We start from the raw sequence: 19645 nt of genomic DNA, 5'->3' as shown, positions 1-19645 counted from the left end.
GGACTTGAACCGGCACAGCGCGAACGCCGAGGGATTTTAAATCCCTTGTGTCTACCAATTCCACCACCAGGGCACGCAATTCTTGATTGCGATAATCGGCACCATTGTCTCGAAAGACGTTTCCAATTTTCGTAAATTCTTTTGTCTGGGACAACTCCCTGAAGACGAGGCGTACTTTAACGTATTCTGGATAAGAGTCAATAATAAATTTTATTGTTTTGATTCAATTGGTTAAAAACCGATCTTGCGACTATTTTACAAGCAAAGTTTGTCTAATAAAAAGACATAAAAGAAAAAGCCCAACAGATGCTGGGCTTTGAGGTGTCGCTTATGTAATGAATTCGGAAAATTTAGTGTGGCTGCATCTCCAACACTTCGACTTTCACTGCTGCAACTTTAAACTCAGGGATCTTAGCGTGAGGATCCGTTGCAGTGGTTGTAAGTCTATTTACAGGAGACTCAACAAAGTGGAATGGAATAAACACCACCCCTTTTTGCATTCGTTTTGTCACAAAAGCATCTATTTCGATAGAACCTCGTCGAGTCGATACTCTAAGTGGTTGGCCGTTCTTGATTCCAAGCGCTTCTGCATCAGCAACACTGATCATCGCTCGTGGACCTGCTAGGTTGTTCAAGCCTTTTGTTTTACGAGTCATCGTGCCGGTATGGAACTGTTCCAGTACGCGACCTGTTGTAAGCACAAGAGGGTACTCATCATCAGGTAATTCAGCGGCATACCTGAACGGAATTGCCTCCATTTGACCCCGCCCACGAGTAAACTGAGTTTGGTGCATAATACGAGTGCCTTCAGGGTTGTTTTTGTTACTCGGCCATTGGATCCCATCAATGGTGATGTTCTCCCAGCGTAATCCGCCATATTGTGGTGTTACGCGGGCAATCTCGTCTGTAATATCTGAAACGTGTTGGTAATTCCATTCGCCGCCCATAGCATTAGCAATAGATTGGATGATCACCCAGTCCTCTTTTGCTTCGCCAGGTGGTTTTACGGCAGGATTAATACGCTGAACTCGACGTTCGGTATTGGTAAAGTGACCGCCTTTTTCTGCAAAAGAGCAAGAAGGTAGAACCACATCCGCATACTGAGCGGTTTCAGTTAAGAAAATATCTTGTACCACCAAGAAATCTAACGCTTCTAATCCCTCAATAACGTGTGCTTGGTTAGGGTCACTCAACACAGGGTTTTCACCCATCACGTACATGCCGCGCACTTCACGCTTACATGCGGCGTCAATAATTTCAGTTAAGGTTAAGCCAGACTCGATAGGAAGGTTTGGAGCGTTCCATTCCATTGCAAATTTTTGGCGAACTAATGGGTTATATACTTTCTGATAGCCCGGATAGTTATTCGGTAAAGCCCCCATGTCACAAGCACCTTGAACATTCGACTGACCGCGTAATGGGTTAATACCACCGCCTTCAATTCCGATATTACCGCAAAGAAGTTGTAAGTTAGCGATAGAACGAACGTTATCGTGTCCTGTTGTATGTTGAGTGATCCCCATTGAGTAGTAAACTGCGGTGCGTTCCGCAGTACCAATTAAACGAGCCATTGCGAAAATATCGTCTGCCTTAACGCCTGTTACTAGCTCTACTTTATCCAGAGCGTAGCTAGGTGACATGACCTCTTGCAGCAAGGTATCAAAACCATCGACGCGATCTTCAATGTACTCTTGGTCGTACCAACCGTGTTTGATAATTTGCTGCATGACCCCGTTAATCAGCATCACATCAGTACCGGGGCGGTGTGCTAGATACAATTCCGCGTGGTCTGAAATATCAATACGTTTTGGATCTGCAACGATCAATCGCGCTCCATGGTGACGCACTGCCTGTTTAATGTGCGACCCGATGATAGGGTGAGCGGCAGTGGTATCTGAACCAATGATGAAAATGACATCCGAGTGTTTAATACTTGGAATATCATTGGTCATTGCGCCACTTCCTAGCGAGGCTTCGAGGCCAGTTACGGTTGAGGCGTGACACAACCGAGCACAGTGGTCCACATTGTTCGTTCCAAGCTCACGACGAATGAACTTTTGGAAGGCATAGTTATCTTCGTTGGTTGTTTTGGCAGATGAGAAGCCCGCTAGGGCATTACCACCAAATCCATTTTTGATGGCACTGAATTTCTCTGCGACGAGTGTAATTGCTTCATCCCAACTCGCAGGCTGTAACCAGCCATCTTTTCTGATGAGCGGTGTGGTTAAGCGGTTGTTATCGGCGATAAAGTCGAAGCCAAAGCGTCCTTTAACACACAACATGCCTTCGTTTACTGGAGAGTTTGCTCCTTCAACATACTGAATTTTATTGCGTTGCTCGTCCACATACATGGTGAGCTTACAGCCAACACCACAATAAGTGCAGATCGTGTCAACCGCTTTCAATGTTTCGGTTCGGCCTTGAGAACGATCGCGAGCATCGGTCATTGCGCCTGTTGGGCAAGCTTGAATGCAAGCGCCACACTGAACACAGTTAGAATCGCCCATTAAGGTTTTATTTGCCCCAAAGTTTGGACGACATTCAGGACGAGAAGCGGGCGTTCCGTCTTTATTGGTCATAAAGCTTAGAATGCCGTGCACCGATTGATCTCGACATGCTTGTACACATTGACCACAACTGATGCAGCGGTTTGCATCGAAAATCACAAATTCTGAACTGCTATCGACTTCGAATTTTTGACGCGATTCTTTGCAGCGATTCTCTTGCCAGTAGTCGTTCGATTGAATGTCGATAGCATGGTCGAAAGTTTGTACTGCGCCATATTCGGTCGAGTAATCACGAAGGTCACAATCAGTATTGGCTTGGCAACCACACTCCAAGCATCGTGCTGCTTCAGCGATCGCATCAGCATTATCAAAGCCAGTTTCTACTTCATCAAAACTCTGTGCGCGCTGTTCTGCGGTGAGCTCCGGCATGATTTTACGCGCGACTTTTTGTAGATTCTCAAATTGCATCGGATCTATTTGCTTAAGCTTCTTCTCTTTACGTGAATTAAATGGAGTAACAGGGATATTTTCCATGTCGCCATTGAAGAAGCGATCCATGGCTTCGGCTGCGATACGTCCATCACCAACGGCTTCGACTGCGGTGGCTGGGCCGCGACGAAAATCACCAATACTGAATATGTTGCCCGTTCCGCTATGCATAGTTTCCGGATTCGCGTCCGCCGTATTCCAGCGAGTTAATGGAATTTCGAGTGATTCGTTATCCATAAAGCTCAGGTCTGGCTTTTGTGATACTGCCGCAACCACCGTATCAAAAGCTTCTGTGAAAAATTCACCTGTCGGTTTTGGACTGCGTCTGCCAGATGCGTCTGCTGGACCAAGCTTCATGCGCTCTAATCGAACTTCTTTGACACGGCCATTGTCGTCGCTCATGTTTTCGACGGGGTTGGTTAAAAAGTGAAATTTCACCCCTTCATGTTCTGCTTCTTCAATTTCGTAATCTTCAGCAGGCATTTCATCGCGAGTTCGACGGTAGATTAGTGTAGTGTCTGCGCCATCACGTACTGCCGTTCTTGCGCAGTCAATTGCAGTATTACCACCTCCAATAATGGCGACTTTTTTACCCGTAGTATAAGTTTGTTCAGTTACATAATCTTTTAGGTAGTCAACACCAAGATAACAACCATCAAGTTCGCTTCCGGTGTAATTCATCTCTACCGCTTGAGATGCACCAACCGCGAGACAAACGGCATCATAATCTTCACTCAAACTTGATAAGGTAAAATCAACACCAAGTTTTTTGTTGCACTCAATCACCATTCCATTGCGGCACATTAATTCTATCTCTTTGTCGAGAATGCTTTTAGGTAAGCGGTATTCTGGAATGCCATAACGCAGCCAACCACCCGCTTGAGGCATGGATTCAAATACAGTGACTGAATAACCTTCATTTGATAGAAAATAGCCCGTGGTTAATCCGCCAGGGCCACTACCCACAATAGCCACACGTTTATTTTTGTCGGCTTTCTTCGGTGGTGTATAGCTCTCTTGGGCGGCTAAATCGGCATCTGCGGCATGTCGCTTAAGTTGTCGAATTGCGATGGAATCATCCACCAAACCTCGACGACATTCGGTTTCACAAAAAGCAGGACAAACGCGGCCAATTGAGAGAGGCATAGGAAGAGTGCGTTTGATGACCTCGATTGCTTTTTGGTGATCGTTTTGTGCGATATGGAATAGGTATGATTGAATATCGACACCCGCAGGGCAGGCGGTTTTACAGGGTGCTTCGCAATCTGCATAGTGATCCGTCATGATACGGTTTAGCGCTTTCTTTCGGTGAGCGCTCAGAGCCTTAGATTGAGTAATTACATTGAGCCCATTATAGACTTCAATCTCACATGAACGTTTTGTTCCGCCACTTTCCACTTCTACGACACAAAGATCGCAGGGCACTTTATCCGCTGTTTTATTGAGTCCGCATAAAGATGGAATGTCGACACCACAGACTTTGGCTGCTTCGAGTAAAGTTTGCCCTTGTTCGGCAATTCTATGTTTACCATCGATAACTATTTGAACCATACGTTCCTCGCTTATTGAATGCGGATGTGCCTCGAATGAGTAATTCTCGATTACTTTCAAAGCTTTATATTTATTCTGGCATGTTGCGTTCAATGCTATTAGCTCGTAGTAGACCTACATAGGAGCTATTCCCTATTAACCATAATAAAATGAGGGTGAAATGCGTGTGACATTACCCTCATAATCCGCACTCTGTCTAGGGTTAATTTTGCATATTTGTCGTATTAAACCGTCTTATTGATAGAAATAAGAATAGTTGCGATATGGACTCTAAAATAGACTAAAAGCTCTATGAAAATAGTGAGATAAGTCAGTAGAAGAGGAGAAGAATTAAGCCTAATTATGGTAAGAGATAAGAGATAAGAGATAAGAGAGGGCGGCCGTGGATGACTGATGAACCATGGCCGCGCTAAGGATGCTTCTTGCTTCGGTATTTTGAGATGTTGCTAATTCAGTTATTTGGTTACTCGGCTAACGCCATGGCTAATAAACTAATTGGGTGAATTGTTTCGAGTTGAGTATTCTCTTCTATCTGCCATTTACAGGTTTCGCAGTCAGTGATCGCATAGTCCGCTTCTGATGATTTGATCTTCTCAAACAAATGAGAGCCAATCTTCATTGAAGTGTCGTAGTTTTCCTCTTTGAATCCATAAGTTCCGGCTAGCCCACAACATTCGCTATCAAGAATAATAACTTCTAATCCTGGAATCATTTTGAGCAGTTCAGTGGTAAAAATCACGCCACCGCTGCGCTCTAAGTGACATGGAGTATGATAGACAATACGTTTATTTATGGGCTTCATTTTTGGCGCGTTACCACTCATGAACTCTTTCAGAAGGAAGCGTGTGACGTACTGGATTTTTTGTGCAACCTTACTGTTGTCTACACCAAGCACATGCGGGTACTCGGTTTGGAGTGTAAAAGAGCAAGTTGAAGACGTAGAGAGGATTTCAGTTTGGTAGGTCTCAACCACTTTTTCCATATTCTCAACATTGAGTAGCGCATTTTTTCGCGCTTTATCATGAAAACCGTTGGCAATCAGAGGTACGCCGCAACATTTCTCTTTATCAAGCAGTCGTACACCAATGCTCATCGCGTTCATGACTTTAATGAAATCTTTTCCAAGCTGAGGATGGTTATAATTGACGAAACAGCCATGAAAGTAACTGACTTGTCTTGGGTAAAGCGGTTGGCTCGTGCAGTTCTGCTTAAACCAACGACGGAACGTACCATGAGAATATTTCGGGAGCGATTTGTGATCGTGTACGCCAATGGTTTTGTGCATGACTTTCTTGACGATATTGATCGACGTTGCCGCATTAACAATAGGCGCGACAGGGGTCGCTATGGAGCCAAAAAGATCGGTATGGCTGAGCACAAAATCTCTAACCGTTTTTGGGTTAAGTTTTCTTTTTTCGTATTTTCCTCTCGCAACCGCGATAATATCGCCAATTTTAACGCCAGACGGGCAGGCAGTCTCACAGCGTTTGCAGTTGGTGCAATACTTGAGTACGTCATCGTAATAGTCGGCACTCTTAATTCGTAGGCGTTCGCCATCTGGACCGCACTGTTTTGGGCCCGGGAAATCAGGGTTTGCTTTCGCAACAGGGCAGTAAACCGTACATACTGTACATTTAATGCATTGATCGAAGCTGGTGTCTTTAGACGCGTTTTCTATGAAGGCTTGGCTCATAAACACACCTCATCTGTTGTTTGTTCGTTTTGTGGTGATGGCTGTTCTGATTTGTACTGTGCAGGCTCATCAGTTTTAAAGCTGTTATCTGTTTTAGATCTATTATCTGTTACAGAGCTGTTATCTGTTATAGAACTATGGTCGTATGACTGAATGATCGCTTCACTGATGGAGTGGGCGGTACTGATCGCAACGCCACTGCCACTTCCTTCTACGACAGGATTGTAGTGAGCCAAAATGGCCCCTGCGCAGTAAACGTTATTCAGCGTTTTGCCTGCAATAGAAGGGCGGAAATGTTGATCGGTCTCAACACCAAAGCTCATGAATAAGTGGCGTTTATCGGTGAAGAAATCGTGTTCACGCCAAGTTTCACGAAGCCCTGCGTGGCAAACATCTAGGTTAAATACGGGCTCGCTTATCTCCTGATGCCCGGCGATTAAACCTTTGCTGAAGAAACTACCAGAAGCAAGAATGTAGTGTTCCGCTTTAAGAGGTAAATCAGACAGGTTTTTAGTGTTTAAAATGGACAACTCAGTGCCATTCTCGGTCTCATTTATTTCTCCACCAATCGCATAATCACCTTTTAAAAGAGTGCCGCCTAAACGGATGAAAGCTTGGCTCATGGTCTCTTCGACGCGAATCCCTAGTAGTGATGGCGGCATGGTGGGAACTTCATGGAAATTGAGTCCTGTTCTGGCTTTGAGTTTCGTCATCAAGGCCAAACCGTCACCGTTACCCAAAATGGCAGGTAATACAACTAAGTCATCTTGACTTGCGTGAGTCATCAGTTGATCGGCAAACGCATTGAATTCACTTTCATCTTTCAACACTCTAGACAGGTCGATAGAGCGAAGTTCATGCGGGTTACGCTCCATGGTTTTGAATGCGTTGATAGAGACATTCAAGCTAGAGACTTCGATCCCTTTGAACATCGGATCTTTTGCTAAATTGTCGACGGCAATCTGTGGTTGAAAATCGCGGAAGCCTTCAATGGAGACCATCATTATCTTTTTGAATGCAAGGCTCGACGCTTGTGTCGTCACTTGGTGTACAAAAGGTTGCGACATCCACGTTGCTTTCAATGTTCCCATAGGGGTAATGCGAAAGTGATTTTCACCATTGGCTTGTTGATGCAAAGGTAAACCAAGTTGCGTTAACTTGTGTTGGTACCAATTGAGTGCATTCTCAACCTTCGCTGCACCTAACTTCGCGTAAGGATGAAGCGGAAAGTTCTGTGGAAATTGCCTAATTGCATTTAATGGGAATTGAACGGCTTGGTGATCGGGGGTTTGACCAAGCAGATCAATGGAGCCTGATGAAAAATGCATGGCACTTTGACCTTGGCTAACCAGTACTGTTTTCAGGCCAGCTTCTAAACAACGTAATCCAGCCGTATAGCCTGCAACGCCACCGCCAATAATCGCCACATCAAATTGAATCATACATTTCTCCTAATTTATTTAGGCTGATCTCGTCTTGATTAACCTCGGTGTTCTTATTTTCTTCTGTTTGTGGTTGAACCGCTGGTGGAATATCGCCAGTGCCAAACAAGCCTTCATAAATCCAGTAGCTGAATTCCGCTTCTCTAAGGGCATCGCCCCAAAAAATCGGTTTGATCCCTTTCCATCTCTCTTCTAAAAAGTGTTTAAGCAGTTGGCTAGATTCAGTACCCGATGCATTGCCGTATTCTTCAAATAGGCTTGCGGCACGATAGGTACATAGTTCACCTTGGCATGGGCCCATCCCTAGACGGGTTCTGCGCCTTAGATCTACAAGATTGTGAACATCAAGGTTTTTAATCGCGTATTCAATTTCGCCAGCGGTGACCATTTCGCATTCACAAATGACGGCTTGGCTTTTTTTATCATCCGACAAGAAAGCTTCTGCGCGCTCTCCGTGACGATAAATTGCCGATTCATATACAGGTTTAGCCAGACTTGCCGTGTGTTTCTTCTGTTTTGGCGTTTCATTTGAGCCTGGAAGAGGGCGCAGGTGAGTAGTACAAGGCGCAGAGTTATCCAGTTTATGAGCAATCAGATCAGTAGCGTGTTCTGCCATGAGTCGATAAGTCATCAACTTACCGCCGGTGATTGTTGTTAGGCCATTCAACCCATCGCGCTCGGCATGGTCTAGGAGAACGATACCTCGACTAATATTGCGACCACTTCCATCATCATCAACGGCCACAAGTGGACGAACACCAGCATAGGCTCTTAGCACGCGAGTGTTTGCCATGATTGGAGCCAGTTTTGCGCCTTCTTCTAATAGAATATCGACCTCTTTATTGGTGACATGGAGATCGTCGATTTGGTCATAGTCGATATGTTCAGATGTGGTGCCGATAAGTGAGATGGTATCGCCAGGCACTAAAATGTCGGCATCAGAAGGTTTACGGCAGCGGTTGATGACAAGATTGTTGATTCGGTAATCCAAGATCAAGAGTGACCCTTTTGCAGGGAACATTTTGATATTGAGTTCCGCATACTCGCAGATATTTTGTCCCCAGATCCCAGCAGCATTGATCACCTCACATGCGATGATCTCAAATTGATGATTATTGCGCAGGTTGAGGCAGCGCACTCCTAGTACCGTATCGCCCTCACGAATCAGCGAAGTAACCGTTGTATGAGTGAACAATCGAGCACCATGTTCTTTGGCATCTAGAACATTTGACGCACATAAACGAAAAGGATCGAGCGTTCCATCAGGTACTTTGACTGCGCCGATTAGATCAGGGTTAACGTTAGGTTCAAGGGCGAGAGCCTGTTTGCGTGTCAGTTGTTCGGTCTCAATCCCTGCGTGGTTACAAGAAGAGATGAACTGTGATTGAAAGGATAATTCATCTTCTGGGAGTGTAATAAAAAGACCACTTGTGTCTTCGACGCAATGTTTCGCAATTCGCTTAAGGTTCTGATTTTCTTGGATACACTCTCTAGCTGATTCAGGATCAGTAACCGCATAACGCGCACCTGAATGAAGCAGGCCGTGATTTCGACCTGTGGTTCCTGAGGCGATGTCATCTTTTTCCAAGAGGATGCATGGAATACCGCGTAAAGCACAATCTCGCATTATGCCGGTTCCTGTTGCACCCCCGCCAATAATGACGACATCAGTTTCAAAGCGTGTCGTAGTGGTCATATAAAGCCCTGCATCAAATAATTAACTTACGAATAGTGTGTCATTTTTGGAAGTTAATGTTCGAGAGTTGGCTCACAAATGTTCGTTTGAGCATTTTGTGGCGTGGTTGAACGTGGCGTAAATGTAAAATAATTGAATGAATCAGGTAATTTTGATCGTGAATTTGATCTGATGCGTTTTAATTCGATCTATAAACACTTGTTTTGTATGTGGTTACTTGTTAATTCATTTTGTTTACACAACTGTAAATAGGTCTACAGGCCATGAAAACATTAGCTTTGTTGGTTTCTATAAATTTCAATATGGAAAACTGAGTGCATAAATTATAATTTGAAAAATGCTCTTTATGGAGTTAAAACTCTAATATAAAGAATGCGTCATTTAACAAAAATAAGTCATATTTGTTAAAATTTTGTGCTCGAATGCTCATTTTTGTTGGTTGCTTATGTTCGTGTTCGTTTTTATGTGCACAATGTTCTCCGTGCACTGGGCGCACATTTACTATAAAACGGACAAGGACATTTATCATGACACAAAACAAACAACACACTCTCTTAGGAGAGTGCATAGCCGAGTTTATCGGCACCGGATTGTTAATCTTTTTTGGTGTGGGTTGCGTGGCAGCGCTAGTACTGACAGGGGCTGAATTTGGTCAATGGGAAGTCAGCATCGTTTGGGGTTTTGGTGTTGCAATTGCTATCTACTGTACCGCAGGTGTATCAGGTGCACATATCAATCCGGCAGTGACTATTGCATTGGCGGCCTTCCATGGTTTCGACAAATCTAAAGTGGTTCCATATATCATGGCACAAATGGCAGGCGCATTTTGTTCTGCTGCGTTGGTCTATAGCTTATACAGCAACTTATTTGTTGATTACGAAATTGCGCACAACTTTGCTCGTAGTAGCGAAGAAGCGTTAGCAACAGCCGGAATATTCTCTACTTATCCAAATGCCTCCCTCTCTTTCTTTGGCGCTTTTGCAGTTGAATTCGTAATTACCGCCGTATTAATGTTCGCAATTTTGGCTCTAGGTGACGAAAATAATGGCGCACCGCGTGGTGCAATGAATCCTCTATTAATTGGTGTGTTGATTGCTGTGATTGGTGGCTCTTTAGGTCCACTGACTGGTTTTGCAATGAACCCTGCTCGTGACTTTGGTCCAAAACTATTCGCTTTCTTTGCTGGATGGGATCATGCGCTAACGGGTGCGAAAGATATTCCTTACTTTATTGTTCCAATTCTTGCTCCGATTGCGGGTGCATGTTTTGGTGGTTGGCTATATCCAAAAGCGATTGGCGCGTATCTACCAGTAACTGGCCAAGGTTGTACCATTCCAAATCAGTGCGATACGGAAGAACAAGCAGAAGAAGCACGAGTTTAATTTAAGATTGTTTTGTGATTTACGTAAAGTGAGTGTCCATAAACTTGTCTTTCGTGAAACAAATCGTCTCCCTACATATAATAATGAATAGAAGAAACAAAAAGGAAATTACCATGACTGAGCAAAAGTATATTGTAGCCCTAGACCAAGGCACTACTAGCTCTCGCGCTGTTATTCTGGATCACGATGCCAATATTGTGAGTGTCTCTCAGCGTGAATTCACCCAAATTTATCCTCAAGCGGGTTGGGTAGAACATGATCCTCTAGAAATCTATGCTACGCAAAGTTCGACCCTAGTTGAAGTGTTAGGCAAGTCCGGTATTCGCAGTGATGAAGTGGCCGCGATTGGTATTACGAACCAACGTGAAACCACCATTGTTTGGAACAAAGAAACAGGCAAGCCAGTTTATAACGCGATTGTTTGGCAATGTCGTCGTACTGCGTCTATTTGTGAAGAGTTGAAATCTCGCGGGTTAGAAGAGTATGTCCGCGAAAACACGGGGTTAGTTTTAGACCCGTATTTCTCTGGTACAAAAGTAAAATGGATTCTAGATAATGTTGAAGGTGCGCGTGAAGATGCAGAAGCGGGCAAGTTGTTATTTGGTACGGTCGATACTTGGTTAGTTTGGAAAATGACACAAGGACGCGTGCATGTAACTGATTACACCAATGCTTCTCGTACTATGCTGTTCAACATCAATGACCTTTGCTGGGATGAAAAACTTCTGAAAGAGATGAATATCCCTCTTTCTATGATGCCTGAAGTGAAGCGTTCTTCTGAAGTGTATGGCAAAACGAACATTGGTGGTAAAGGCGGGACTCGTATCCCAATTGCGGGTATCGCGGGTGACCAACAAGCGGCATTGTACGGTCAAATGTGTGTTGAAGCAGGACAAGCGAAAAACACTTATGGCACAGGTTGTTTCTTGTTGATGAATACCGGGCAAGAAAAAGTAACGTCTAAAAATGGTCTGCTTACCACTTTAGCTTGTGGCCCTAAAGGTGAGCCTGCATACGCACTTGAAGGTGCCGTGTTCATGGGTGGCGCTTCAATTCAGTGGCTACGAGATGAAATGAAGTTACTAGCGGACGCAAAAGATTCTGAATATTTTGCAACAAAAGTAGACTCATCAAATGGTGTTTATGTGGTGCCTGCATTTACTGGTCTAGGCGCACCGTATTGGGATGCTTATGCACGTGGCACTATCGTTGGTTTAACTCGTGGTGCGAACTCTAACCATATTATTCGTGCAACATTGGAAGGGATTGCTTACCAAACTCGCGATGTTTTGGATGCAATGCAAGCTGATTCCGGCATTAAACTTTCAGCGCTTCGCGTTGATGGCGGTGCCGTGGCAAATAACTTCTTAATGCAGTTCCAATCTGATGTGCTGGATACTGAAGTTCATCGCCCTGAAGTCACCGAAGTGACAGCGCTTGGTGCGGCTTACCTTGCTGGCTTAGCGGTAGGTTTCTGGGATAGTGTGGATGAACTGAGCGATAAGGCCATTCTTGATCGCAGCTTTACGCCTCATGAAGACGAAGAGAAGCGTGCTCGTCGCTATAAAGGTTGGAAACGAGCGGTGCGTTGTGCTCAAACATGGGCTGAAATGCACGACGAAGATTAAAGGTTGATGCGCTAATTTAAGTGCAAAGCAACTCACTCTAAGCTAAAACCGTATTGTCTATGATCCGATAGATGATGCGGTTTTTTTGTTTGAGAATTTGAACGCTGAAACCCGAAAGTAAAGAATGCCTTAATATTCGTTCTAAAGAGAAAAGGCTAGAAATGACGGTGCATGTCTAGCCTTGTGATCTTGACGTTATTAATACTTGGGCTGTTTGGACAATAATCCGATTATGCCCCTATCACGACACCCAAGCTAAGTAGGACCATGATCATGATAGTTAGCACGCCAATCAGTGGGCCAATGAACTTAAGCCATGAAGAGTAGCCAATTCGACCAATGGCTAAACCACCCATTACCACACCTGATGTCGGCGTAACAAGATTTGGTAAACCTGAAGCTGATTGGAATGCCGTAACAACAAGCTCACGACCAACGCCAGCAAAATCGGCTAATGGTGCCAGTACAGGCATAGAGAGTACGGCTAAGCCTGATGAAGAAGGTACGACTAAACATAACACCGCTTCAACCCAGTAGATGGCGTTGATGAAAGTGATCTGCGGTAAGCCTGCTAATAACCCTTCTGCATAATTAAGAATGGTGTGAGTGATATTACCGTTATCCATGACGACCACTAACCCGCGAGCGATAGCGATAATTAATGCGACACCGAGCAAATCACGGGCACCATCCACAAAGCTATTGGTGATATCGGCTTCTGGCATTCGAGCAATTAAACCGACAACAATACTAGAACCAATGAATAGAGCGGATAATTCTGCCATCCACCAACCTGCAATAGATACGCCCCACATCATTACGGCGAAGGTTAATGCAAAAATGGCTAAAACAATCTTTCTAGTGGCGTTCAGCTCAGGCACAGCTTGAGTTTTACCGTGCAAGAAGTGCTTTTCATTCGCTTCTTTTTGGCTTGCTACAATAGAGAGTGAAGGGTCGCGTTTGACTTTCTCGGCATAACGCATCACGTAAATGACGCAAACAAGCCAGCCTAACACTAGAATCGCTAGTCTTAGCCCAATACCATCCATAAAGTTGACTTCAGCAGCGTTAGACGCGATCACTGTTGCGAAAGGGTTGATGGTTGAGCCTAAACAACCTATGCCTGCACCGACCATGATAATGGCGACACCAACAATACTGTCATAACCCGCGGCGATCATAACGGGGATAAGCAGGGCGTAGAACGGAATTGTCTCTTCTGCCATACCATAAACGGTGCCACCAAGAGCGAATAGACCCATTAAAATTGGGATCATCCACTTCTCTTTGCCACCTAATTTGCTCATTGTTCCTGCTATACCAGCATCAATGGCCCCCGTATTGGTCACAACCGCTAAGTACCCGCCAATCACCAGAACAAATAGAGCCACATCTACAGCGCGAGCGACGTAATCATTCGGATCGTAGAACCCTTGAATGGGCGCCATGAGTATGTCGACGATCCCTTGTGGGTTCGCTTCTACAGTATGGTAGGAGCCCACAAGGGGCACCATTCTACCTAGCGCTTCATTGGTCTCCATTTGGTATTGACCCGCAGGGATCAACCAAGTAAGGGCGGCCATGACGACGGTGAGTAGCATCAAGATGGTATAGGCCGATGGAAACTTCATTGTCTTCATTTGAAAATCCTCTTCGTATTTTTATTATTACGCGACAAAGTTCATGATCTCGGTGACAGACATGCCAGCAAGCCCCATCTTTTCCAGAGTTCGTCCATCCTGAAAATAGTTGGTGTCGTTATACGCGTTATCGATGTGTAGGCAAGCATTCACCAGTGGGGTTGGGATGCCCGTTAACTTTCCTAATTCGAAACAGGGGACGAGTAAGTAAGCGGCATCTTCGGTGATGTAGCGATTACTCGCAGAATTTGGCGCACTGTTAAGTTTGCCGTGGGTTTCGGAAGTGCGATTAATTTCGTAAACCGTTTCACATTGCATCGCATACAATTCGTTCATTGCATCAAGCTCAGGTTTAAGATTGAGATTCAGTGCTTTACCTACCGCTTGGCGCTCTTTTTCCATTACTGCTGCCGCTTTTGCCGTAGAGACAGAGCAACAATCTTTGTAATAATTAAATTGGCCATCAAAGTTTTCGAGCAGACCCATATTGAGGGTGGTAAGCAGTGGATGCCCGCCGAAGTTGATGTTTTCTAATCCTGCGCTAATCACATTCGAAAGTGGAGTCAGGGGAAGCGGCATCACTTTCTGCATTCGCTCAATGGCAGCCTCGGTTTTATTTGCCGGAAATGCCGCCACCGGAAGAAACTCTTTCATGCCTAAGATAGCCAATTGAGCCGGGCCTACAATACGGGTTGCCCAAGGGATAGAGATGGCATCGACAAAGGTAATATCGAGGTCTTTATAACCATGAGATTCTTTAATTTGATTAAGCACCAGGGAGCCATAGTTACCAGGCATCAGCATAATGGTTTGTCCGTCACGTAGATGAGGCAGCATCGCGATGAACAGCGGCTCTTGAGCAAACGATGGAACCGGTAGAATCAACAAATCAGAATAGTCGATGGCATCTTTCAGCTCTCTTGTGACCTGATCGATCGTTTGGAAACCTGAAAAATCGAGAGGCACAGCATTAAATTCGGCGAGGGCTTCGATGCCGCCACGCTGCTCAATATCGGTTAAAGGTTGATCAAAACCTTGAGCGCCATATAGACACACTTTGGCGCCATGAAGAGAAAAATGATAAGCAGCAGTGAGGCCAGCGTTACCGGAACCGATGATGGATACATGAGAAGTCATGTTCATTCCTTTATGTGATTAAGTTGATAAACACCATAAAAAGGAACGACTGGAATGAACATTGCCGAAGGCTGAGGTCAGTATGCAAAAAAAGTATACTGACCGAAGGGTTGGATTTAAGTTGTTGATTTATATTTCAAATAATAGAGGTTTAGACATTATTCTTTGAGTGCCATTATGTGACTTATCCAGTTAGCCATCCATTAAGTCACGGGTGGGACCTATTTTTAGATAGATATTCATTGAGTCCGCAAGCAGTAAGAATTCTTCGATGAAGCGTTCCGCATGGCGATGAATCGGCTTTAAAGCGGGATAAAGGATGTCGAATTCGAAGGGTAGGCTAAATGTGAGAGGGCGCATGACGACATCGGGATGCTCGCTTGCCATATGAGCGGTGAGCGGATCGGTGATGGTTATGCCAACACCTTCTCGAACTAAAGCTGCCGCGGTAGAAGCTAAAGAGACTTCGACTTGCTCAATAATCGTGAGGTCATTACGGCGTAATAGCGTGTCTATTTGTCTTTGAATGTGATCTTTTTCGTAACGGATGAGCACTTGATCAGCAATATCTCGAATTTCGATATAGCTCTTCTCTGCCAGTGGTGACTCTGCAGGAAGCAAGCAGACGCATTCACAAGAGACACGCTGCGCAGTGATACCAGCTAATGGTTTATCAATGAAAGCGAAACCAATATCTGTGGTTTGGCTCTGAACATGGCGCAAAACGTCTTCAGAACGATAAGTTTTGAATCCTACTTTAACCTGTTGGTTCTGTTTTAGAAATGTGGCTAAAATCCGAGGAAGAAAAGCATTGGAAAGCAAAGGCATCGCTGCGATGTTTAACGAACCAAAATGTCGATTGCGGATGGATTGTGCTGCATTATCTAAACCATTCATGGCTTCAAATACTTTGGATACTTCTAAGTAGAAAGCGGCGCCTTCATCGCTGAGCGTAAGGCTGTTACGTTTCCGACTAAATAGGACAAACCCAAGACGAGATTCAAGAGAAGAGAGTAGGCGACTTACCGCAGGTTGACTTAAGTTGAGGCGTTCAGCTGCCGCTGTGATCGTTTTGCATTCGACAATGGCTTGAAAAGCGTTGAGTTGAGAAAGTTTCATACACGTCGATCTTGAGGAAAAAAGTCACATTAGCAATTTAGTTATTAAAAGTCTTTGATAACTAAAGCAGTTTGAAATGAAAAATCATAGATAGCCACTTTGAATTAATGTCGCGTTTTTTTAATACAAAAAAGCCCTAACAATATGATTATTAGGGCTTTTTAAAAATTCGGGTCTAAAAACTAGGTCTTTAAAAGCTTGATCTTTAAAAACTAGGTCTTTAAAAACTTAAGCGTTATCAGTTGCTAGTGTTTTTTTTTCTTGCTGCATTTTCATTAAGAAATATACGTTAACGCAAGCGATGAAGCCATTTGTTAGTACAACAGGGAATGAGTCAATCATTAGGCCGTATGCTGTGAATAGACCACAACCAACGAAGTTAAGTACGCGTAGACGAACGATGTCTTTCATTGTTAGTGAAATAGCAACCATGATCGATGCTGCGTAACCTAGGATTTCAACCATATTAAATTCCATTGTTTTTCTCTCTTAATGTTTGCCGATGTTGTGTCGGTACCAATTCTTCTCTTCTTGAGATAAGTGAGGAAGCTCCGTGCCTCGATTGGACTGGTTATATTTAACTATGGCGAACTATAACAAGGGTAAATGTGTGATGAAAGCCCCAATTTTGGGTTAGGAGATAGTTAGCGATTACGCAAACGATTAATTTCTATTTACAAAAATATTATTACCATTTTTGTTGGTGGTTAGCCCATTTGTTTTCCTTTCTCTCCTATCTTTGCTTTGGTAAAATGCCGCGTTTCATACTGTCATGGCGTGTTAATGCCCAAGACGAACGTATTATTCTGAATGAGAACTTCAATGAAAGAGACTCAAGTTACAATTGGGTTGAGCAACCCTAAAAGCCCATCCAATGTTGGGGCAGTAATGCGTGCCGCTGGGTGCTATCAAGTTGATAATGTGCTGTATACAGGCCAACGCTATGCCAAAGCGGCAAAATTCCAAACGGATACCAAAAGTGTCGCGCGTAAAATACCACTCACCGGTGTGGAATCGTTGCTTGATGATCTTGCTGAAGATGTCAAAGTGGTGTGCGTAGAGCTGGCAGAAGGTGCGGTTTCTCTGCCTGAGTTCCAGCATCCAGAGAAAGCTATCTACATATTTGGCCCAGAAGATGGTTCAATCACGCAAGATGTAGCGGATCGCGCAGATCACGTTGTTTATGTCCCAACGGTCGGTTGCATGAACCTCGCGGCAACCGTCAATGTTCTTCTTTATGATCGCCTAGCAAAGTCGGTCAACATAGAGAAAGGGGATGAGTTAATCCGTAAAAGTCGTGATAACCGTAATCATCTTCAAGTGAAACAAAAAACCGAAGCACAAATAGAAGCCTAAACGTTCAATACTGGATTAAGAAGTTTTTTGTTAGTGAATAAAATTAAGTCGTTCTATTTATTGATAAATTGATGGGGCGGCTTTTTTGTTGGCCAAAGTAAATCATGCGTTTGAACGTATTAAAACAAACCACTAGACGACTGGTCTATTTTGAAATAAGATAACCCCATGAACATACAAACTAAAGATACACGTCAGCACATTATTGATACCGGTTACGAGTTAATCGTAGCGAAAGGTTTTTCAAATGTGGGGCTGTCTCAGCTTTTGAAACATGCTGAGGTACCAAAAGGTTCGTTTTACCATTATTTCAAATCAAAAGAACAATTTGGTGAAGCGTTGATCGCCGACTATTTTTCACTCTATGCAGCACGACTTGATGAGCTTTTTGAAAGCAATGAAGGGCAAGCGTATGATCGGTTGATCAGTTACTGGCAACGCTGGATTGATATCAGTGAAGGGAAGTGTGGTGCTCAGAAATGCTTAGTTGTTAAGCTAAGTGCAGAAGTCTCCGATCTTTCTGATTCCATGCGCGTGGCATTGTTGACGGGTGCTAATCGTATCATTCAGCGTATCGCAGACTGCATTGAACAAGGTAATGCCGATGGCTCAATGAACGTTGAGGATAGCCAGAAGAGTGCAGAGTTACTGTATAATTTGTGGATCGGAACTAGCCTGATGAGCAAACTCTCTCATTCCCTGACAGGATTTGAGCAAGTGATGACGATGACGCAAAATGTGCTCACTGGAAAAATAAAGCTGTAGATATAGTTTGAACCGAAATAGACATACAAACTGCGTAACATGATAGAACCCCCGTCGATTTGATGACGGGGATTTTTTTGAATAACAACTAGACGACTGGTCTAATTGAGCGGTCGATATCAATTCTAAGTGGACTTAGGTTCAGGAAGCCAAATTTGGCAAAGAACCTAACAAAAAATAAAAATAGGACGTTACCCTTATGACTACGCCAAATAAAGACAACACACGTATTGTTTTAGCTTCTCGACCTGTAGGCGCTCCAACACAAAACGATTTCCGCCTTGAAACTGTGGTTAAACCAATCCCACAAGAGGGTGAAATGCTGCTGCGAAGTGTTTACTTGTCACTCGACCCATACATGCGTGGAAGAATGAGTGCAGCAAAATCTTATGCTGATCCTGTTGAATTGGATGACGTCATGGTTGGCGCGACGGTTTGTCAGGTAGAAGAGTCAAACAACGCTAATTTTCAAGTGGGCGAGTGGGTTTTGGCATACACTGGCTGGCAAGATTATGGCGTATCAAATGGTGAAGGTCTGATTAAGTTAGGTCTGAATCCGACCAATCCGTCTTATGCATTGGGTATTATGGGGATGCCGGGATTCACGGCTTACATGGGGCTGTTGGATATTGGTCAACCAAAACAGGGTGACACTCTTGTGGTTGCCGCTGCGACTGGTGCGGTGGGAGCAACGGTTGGTCAAATTGGTAAGCTAAAAGGGTGTAAAGTTGTTGGTGTTGCAGGTGGTGAAGAGAAATGCAGCTACGCAAAAGAAGTGCTAGGTTTTGATGAATGTATCGACCATAAAGCGGACGACTTTGCAGAGCAATTGGCTGCCGCTTGTGATAAAGGCATTGATGTCTACTTTGAAAATGTGGGTGGTAAAGTTTTCGATGCGGTTCTTCCATTGCTTAACACTGGCGCGCGAGTTCCGGTTTGTGGCCTGATTTCACAATACAACGCAACCTCATTGCCTGAGGGGCCAGATCGTATGTCTATGCTTATGGGAACATTGTTGGTTAAGCGTATCAGAATGCAAGGTTTCATTATTTTTGATGATTACGCACATCGCTATGATGAATTCGCACAGGATATGATGAAATGGTTGATGGATGGAAAAATCCAGTACCGTGAACATTTAGTTGAAGGTTTAGAAAACGCGCCAGAAGCTTTTATGGGCCTACTTGAAGGTAAGAACTTTGGCAAACTTGTTGTAAAAACAAACGAAGCATTTTAATAA

General features: G+C 44.1%; 13 protein-coding genes. 5 read left to right on the top strand and 8 right to left on the bottom strand.

Features of this window, described 5'->3' with window-relative positions:
* Positions 1-350: 350 nt before the first annotated feature.
* From fdhF to glpA, 4 genes are all read right to left on the bottom strand, one after another.
* Entirely contained in the window at positions 351-4547 is a 4197-nt protein-coding gene (gene fdhF / locus F0249_RS08555) for a formate dehydrogenase subunit alpha (RefSeq protein WP_171756396.1), read from the bottom strand.
* Positions 4548-5010: 463 nt separating this feature from the next.
* Positions 5011-6240: an anaerobic glycerol-3-phosphate dehydrogenase subunit GlpC gene (gene glpC, locus F0249_RS08550; protein ID WP_113797894.1), complete on the bottom strand. Its 1230-nt coding sequence runs from the start codon at positions 6238-6240 to the stop codon at positions 5011-5013.
* Positions 6237-7682, bottom strand: coding sequence for a glycerol-3-phosphate dehydrogenase subunit GlpB (glpB, locus tag F0249_RS08545; protein ID WP_171756395.1), 1446 nt, complete (start codon positions 7680-7682; stop codon positions 6237-6239). Before glpB ends, glpC begins: the two co-directional genes overlap by 4 nt.
* A complete protein-coding gene (gene glpA / locus F0249_RS08540; protein WP_171756394.1) occupies positions 7669-9378 on the bottom strand; it encodes an anaerobic glycerol-3-phosphate dehydrogenase subunit A in 1710 nt (569 codons plus the stop codon). Before glpA ends, glpB begins: the two co-directional genes overlap by 14 nt.
* Positions 9379-9905: 527 nt before the next feature.
* On the opposite strand from glpA, the gene F0249_RS08535 reads away from it, so the two are divergent.
* A complete protein-coding gene (locus tag F0249_RS08535; RefSeq protein ID WP_017051886.1) occupies positions 9906-10760 on the top strand; it encodes an MIP/aquaporin family protein in 855 nt (284 codons plus the stop codon).
* A 113-nt stretch (positions 10761-10873) separates the two neighbouring features.
* Entirely contained in the window at positions 10874-12388 is a 1515-nt protein-coding gene (gene glpK, locus F0249_RS08530; RefSeq protein ID WP_171756393.1) for a glycerol kinase GlpK, read from the top strand.
* Between the two features lie 230 nt (positions 12389-12618).
* Here glpK and F0249_RS08525 read toward each other — a convergent pair whose 3' ends face one another.
* The 4 genes from F0249_RS08525 to F0249_RS08510 form a co-directional block, all read right to left on the bottom strand.
* Positions 12619-14028, bottom strand: a complete 1410-nt coding sequence (locus tag F0249_RS08525; RefSeq protein ID WP_171756392.1) for a YfcC family protein — start codon at positions 14026-14028, stop codon at positions 12619-12621.
* Between the two features lie 27 nt (positions 14029-14055).
* Entirely contained in the window at positions 14056-15165 is a 1110-nt protein-coding gene (locus F0249_RS08520; protein ID WP_171756391.1) for an NAD/NADP-dependent octopine/nopaline dehydrogenase family protein, read from the bottom strand.
* Positions 15166-15357: 192 nt separating this feature from the next.
* Positions 15358-16284: a LysR family transcriptional regulator gene (locus tag F0249_RS08515; protein WP_171756390.1), complete on the bottom strand. Its 927-nt coding sequence runs from the start codon at positions 16282-16284 to the stop codon at positions 15358-15360.
* A 228-nt stretch (positions 16285-16512) separates the two neighbouring features.
* Complete coding sequence (locus tag F0249_RS08510) at positions 16513-16761, bottom strand: YgjV family protein (protein WP_029203287.1); 249 nt, start codon at positions 16759-16761, stop codon at positions 16513-16515.
* A 345-nt stretch (positions 16762-17106) separates the two neighbouring features.
* Between F0249_RS08510 and F0249_RS08505 the strand changes: the two genes are divergently transcribed.
* The 3 genes from F0249_RS08505 to F0249_RS08495 all read left to right on the top strand — a co-directional run bounded on the left by F0249_RS08505 (position 17107) and on the right by F0249_RS08495 (position 19642).
* Positions 17107-17640 carry an RNA methyltransferase gene (locus F0249_RS08505; protein ID WP_017051880.1) on the top strand — a complete coding sequence of 178 codons (534 nt, stop codon included), beginning with the start codon at positions 17107-17109 and terminating at the stop codon, positions 17638-17640.
* A gap of 168 nt (positions 17641-17808) precedes the next feature.
* Complete coding sequence (locus F0249_RS08500) at positions 17809-18405, top strand: TetR/AcrR family transcriptional regulator (protein WP_017051879.1); 597 nt, start codon at positions 17809-17811, stop codon at positions 18403-18405.
* A 199-nt stretch (positions 18406-18604) separates the two neighbouring features.
* Positions 18605-19642, top strand: a complete 1038-nt coding sequence (locus F0249_RS08495; RefSeq protein ID WP_136995714.1) for an NADP-dependent oxidoreductase — start codon at positions 18605-18607, stop codon at positions 19640-19642.
* Positions 19643-19645 lie beyond the last annotated feature (3 nt).

The sequence above is a fragment of the Vibrio sp. 03-59-1 genome, from assembly GCF_013114135.1.
Classification (GTDB): Bacteria; Pseudomonadota; Gammaproteobacteria; order Enterobacterales; family Vibrionaceae; genus Vibrio; species Vibrio cortegadensis.
The sequence above is the reverse complement of the archived record's forward strand: the minus strand, read 5'-3'. Positions and strand labels throughout refer to the sequence as shown.

What these genes read in the sequence shown, in the direction of transcription:
- fdhF (WP_171756396.1), bottom strand. Translation starts at nt 4,547, where the DNA reads ATGGTTCAAATAGTTATCGATGGTAAACATAGAATTGCCGAACAAGGG.
- glpC (WP_113797894.1), bottom strand. Translation starts at nt 6,240, where the DNA reads ATGAGCCAAGCCTTCATAGAAAACGCGTCTAAAGACACCAGCTTCGAT.
- glpB (WP_171756395.1), bottom strand. Translation starts at nt 7,682, where the DNA reads ATGATTCAATTTGATGTGGCGATTATTGGCGGTGGCGTTGCAGGCTAT.
- glpA (WP_171756394.1), bottom strand. Translation starts at nt 9,378, where the DNA reads ATGACCACTACGACACGCTTTGAAACTGATGTCGTCATTATTGGCGGG.
- F0249_RS08535 (WP_017051886.1), top strand. Translation starts at nt 9,906, where the DNA reads ATGACACAAAACAAACAACACACTCTCTTAGGAGAGTGCATAGCCGAG.
- glpK (WP_171756393.1), top strand. Translation starts at nt 10,874, where the DNA reads ATGACTGAGCAAAAGTATATTGTAGCCCTAGACCAAGGCACTACTAGC.
- F0249_RS08525 (WP_171756392.1), bottom strand. Translation starts at nt 14,028, where the DNA reads ATGAAGACAATGAAGTTTCCATCGGCCTATACCATCTTGATGCTACTC.
- F0249_RS08520 (WP_171756391.1), bottom strand. Translation starts at nt 15,165, where the DNA reads ATGACTTCTCATGTATCCATCATCGGTTCCGGTAACGCTGGCCTCACT.
- F0249_RS08515 (WP_171756390.1), bottom strand. Translation starts at nt 16,284, where the DNA reads ATGAAACTTTCTCAACTCAACGCTTTTCAAGCCATTGTCGAATGCAAA.
- F0249_RS08510 (WP_029203287.1), bottom strand. Translation starts at nt 16,761, where the DNA reads ATGGAATTTAATATGGTTGAAATCCTAGGTTACGCAGCATCGATCATG.
- F0249_RS08505 (WP_017051880.1), top strand. Translation starts at nt 17,107, where the DNA reads ATGAAAGAGACTCAAGTTACAATTGGGTTGAGCAACCCTAAAAGCCCA.
- F0249_RS08500 (WP_017051879.1), top strand. Translation starts at nt 17,809, where the DNA reads ATGAACATACAAACTAAAGATACACGTCAGCACATTATTGATACCGGT.
- F0249_RS08495 (WP_136995714.1), top strand. Translation starts at nt 18,605, where the DNA reads ATGACTACGCCAAATAAAGACAACACACGTATTGTTTTAGCTTCTCGA.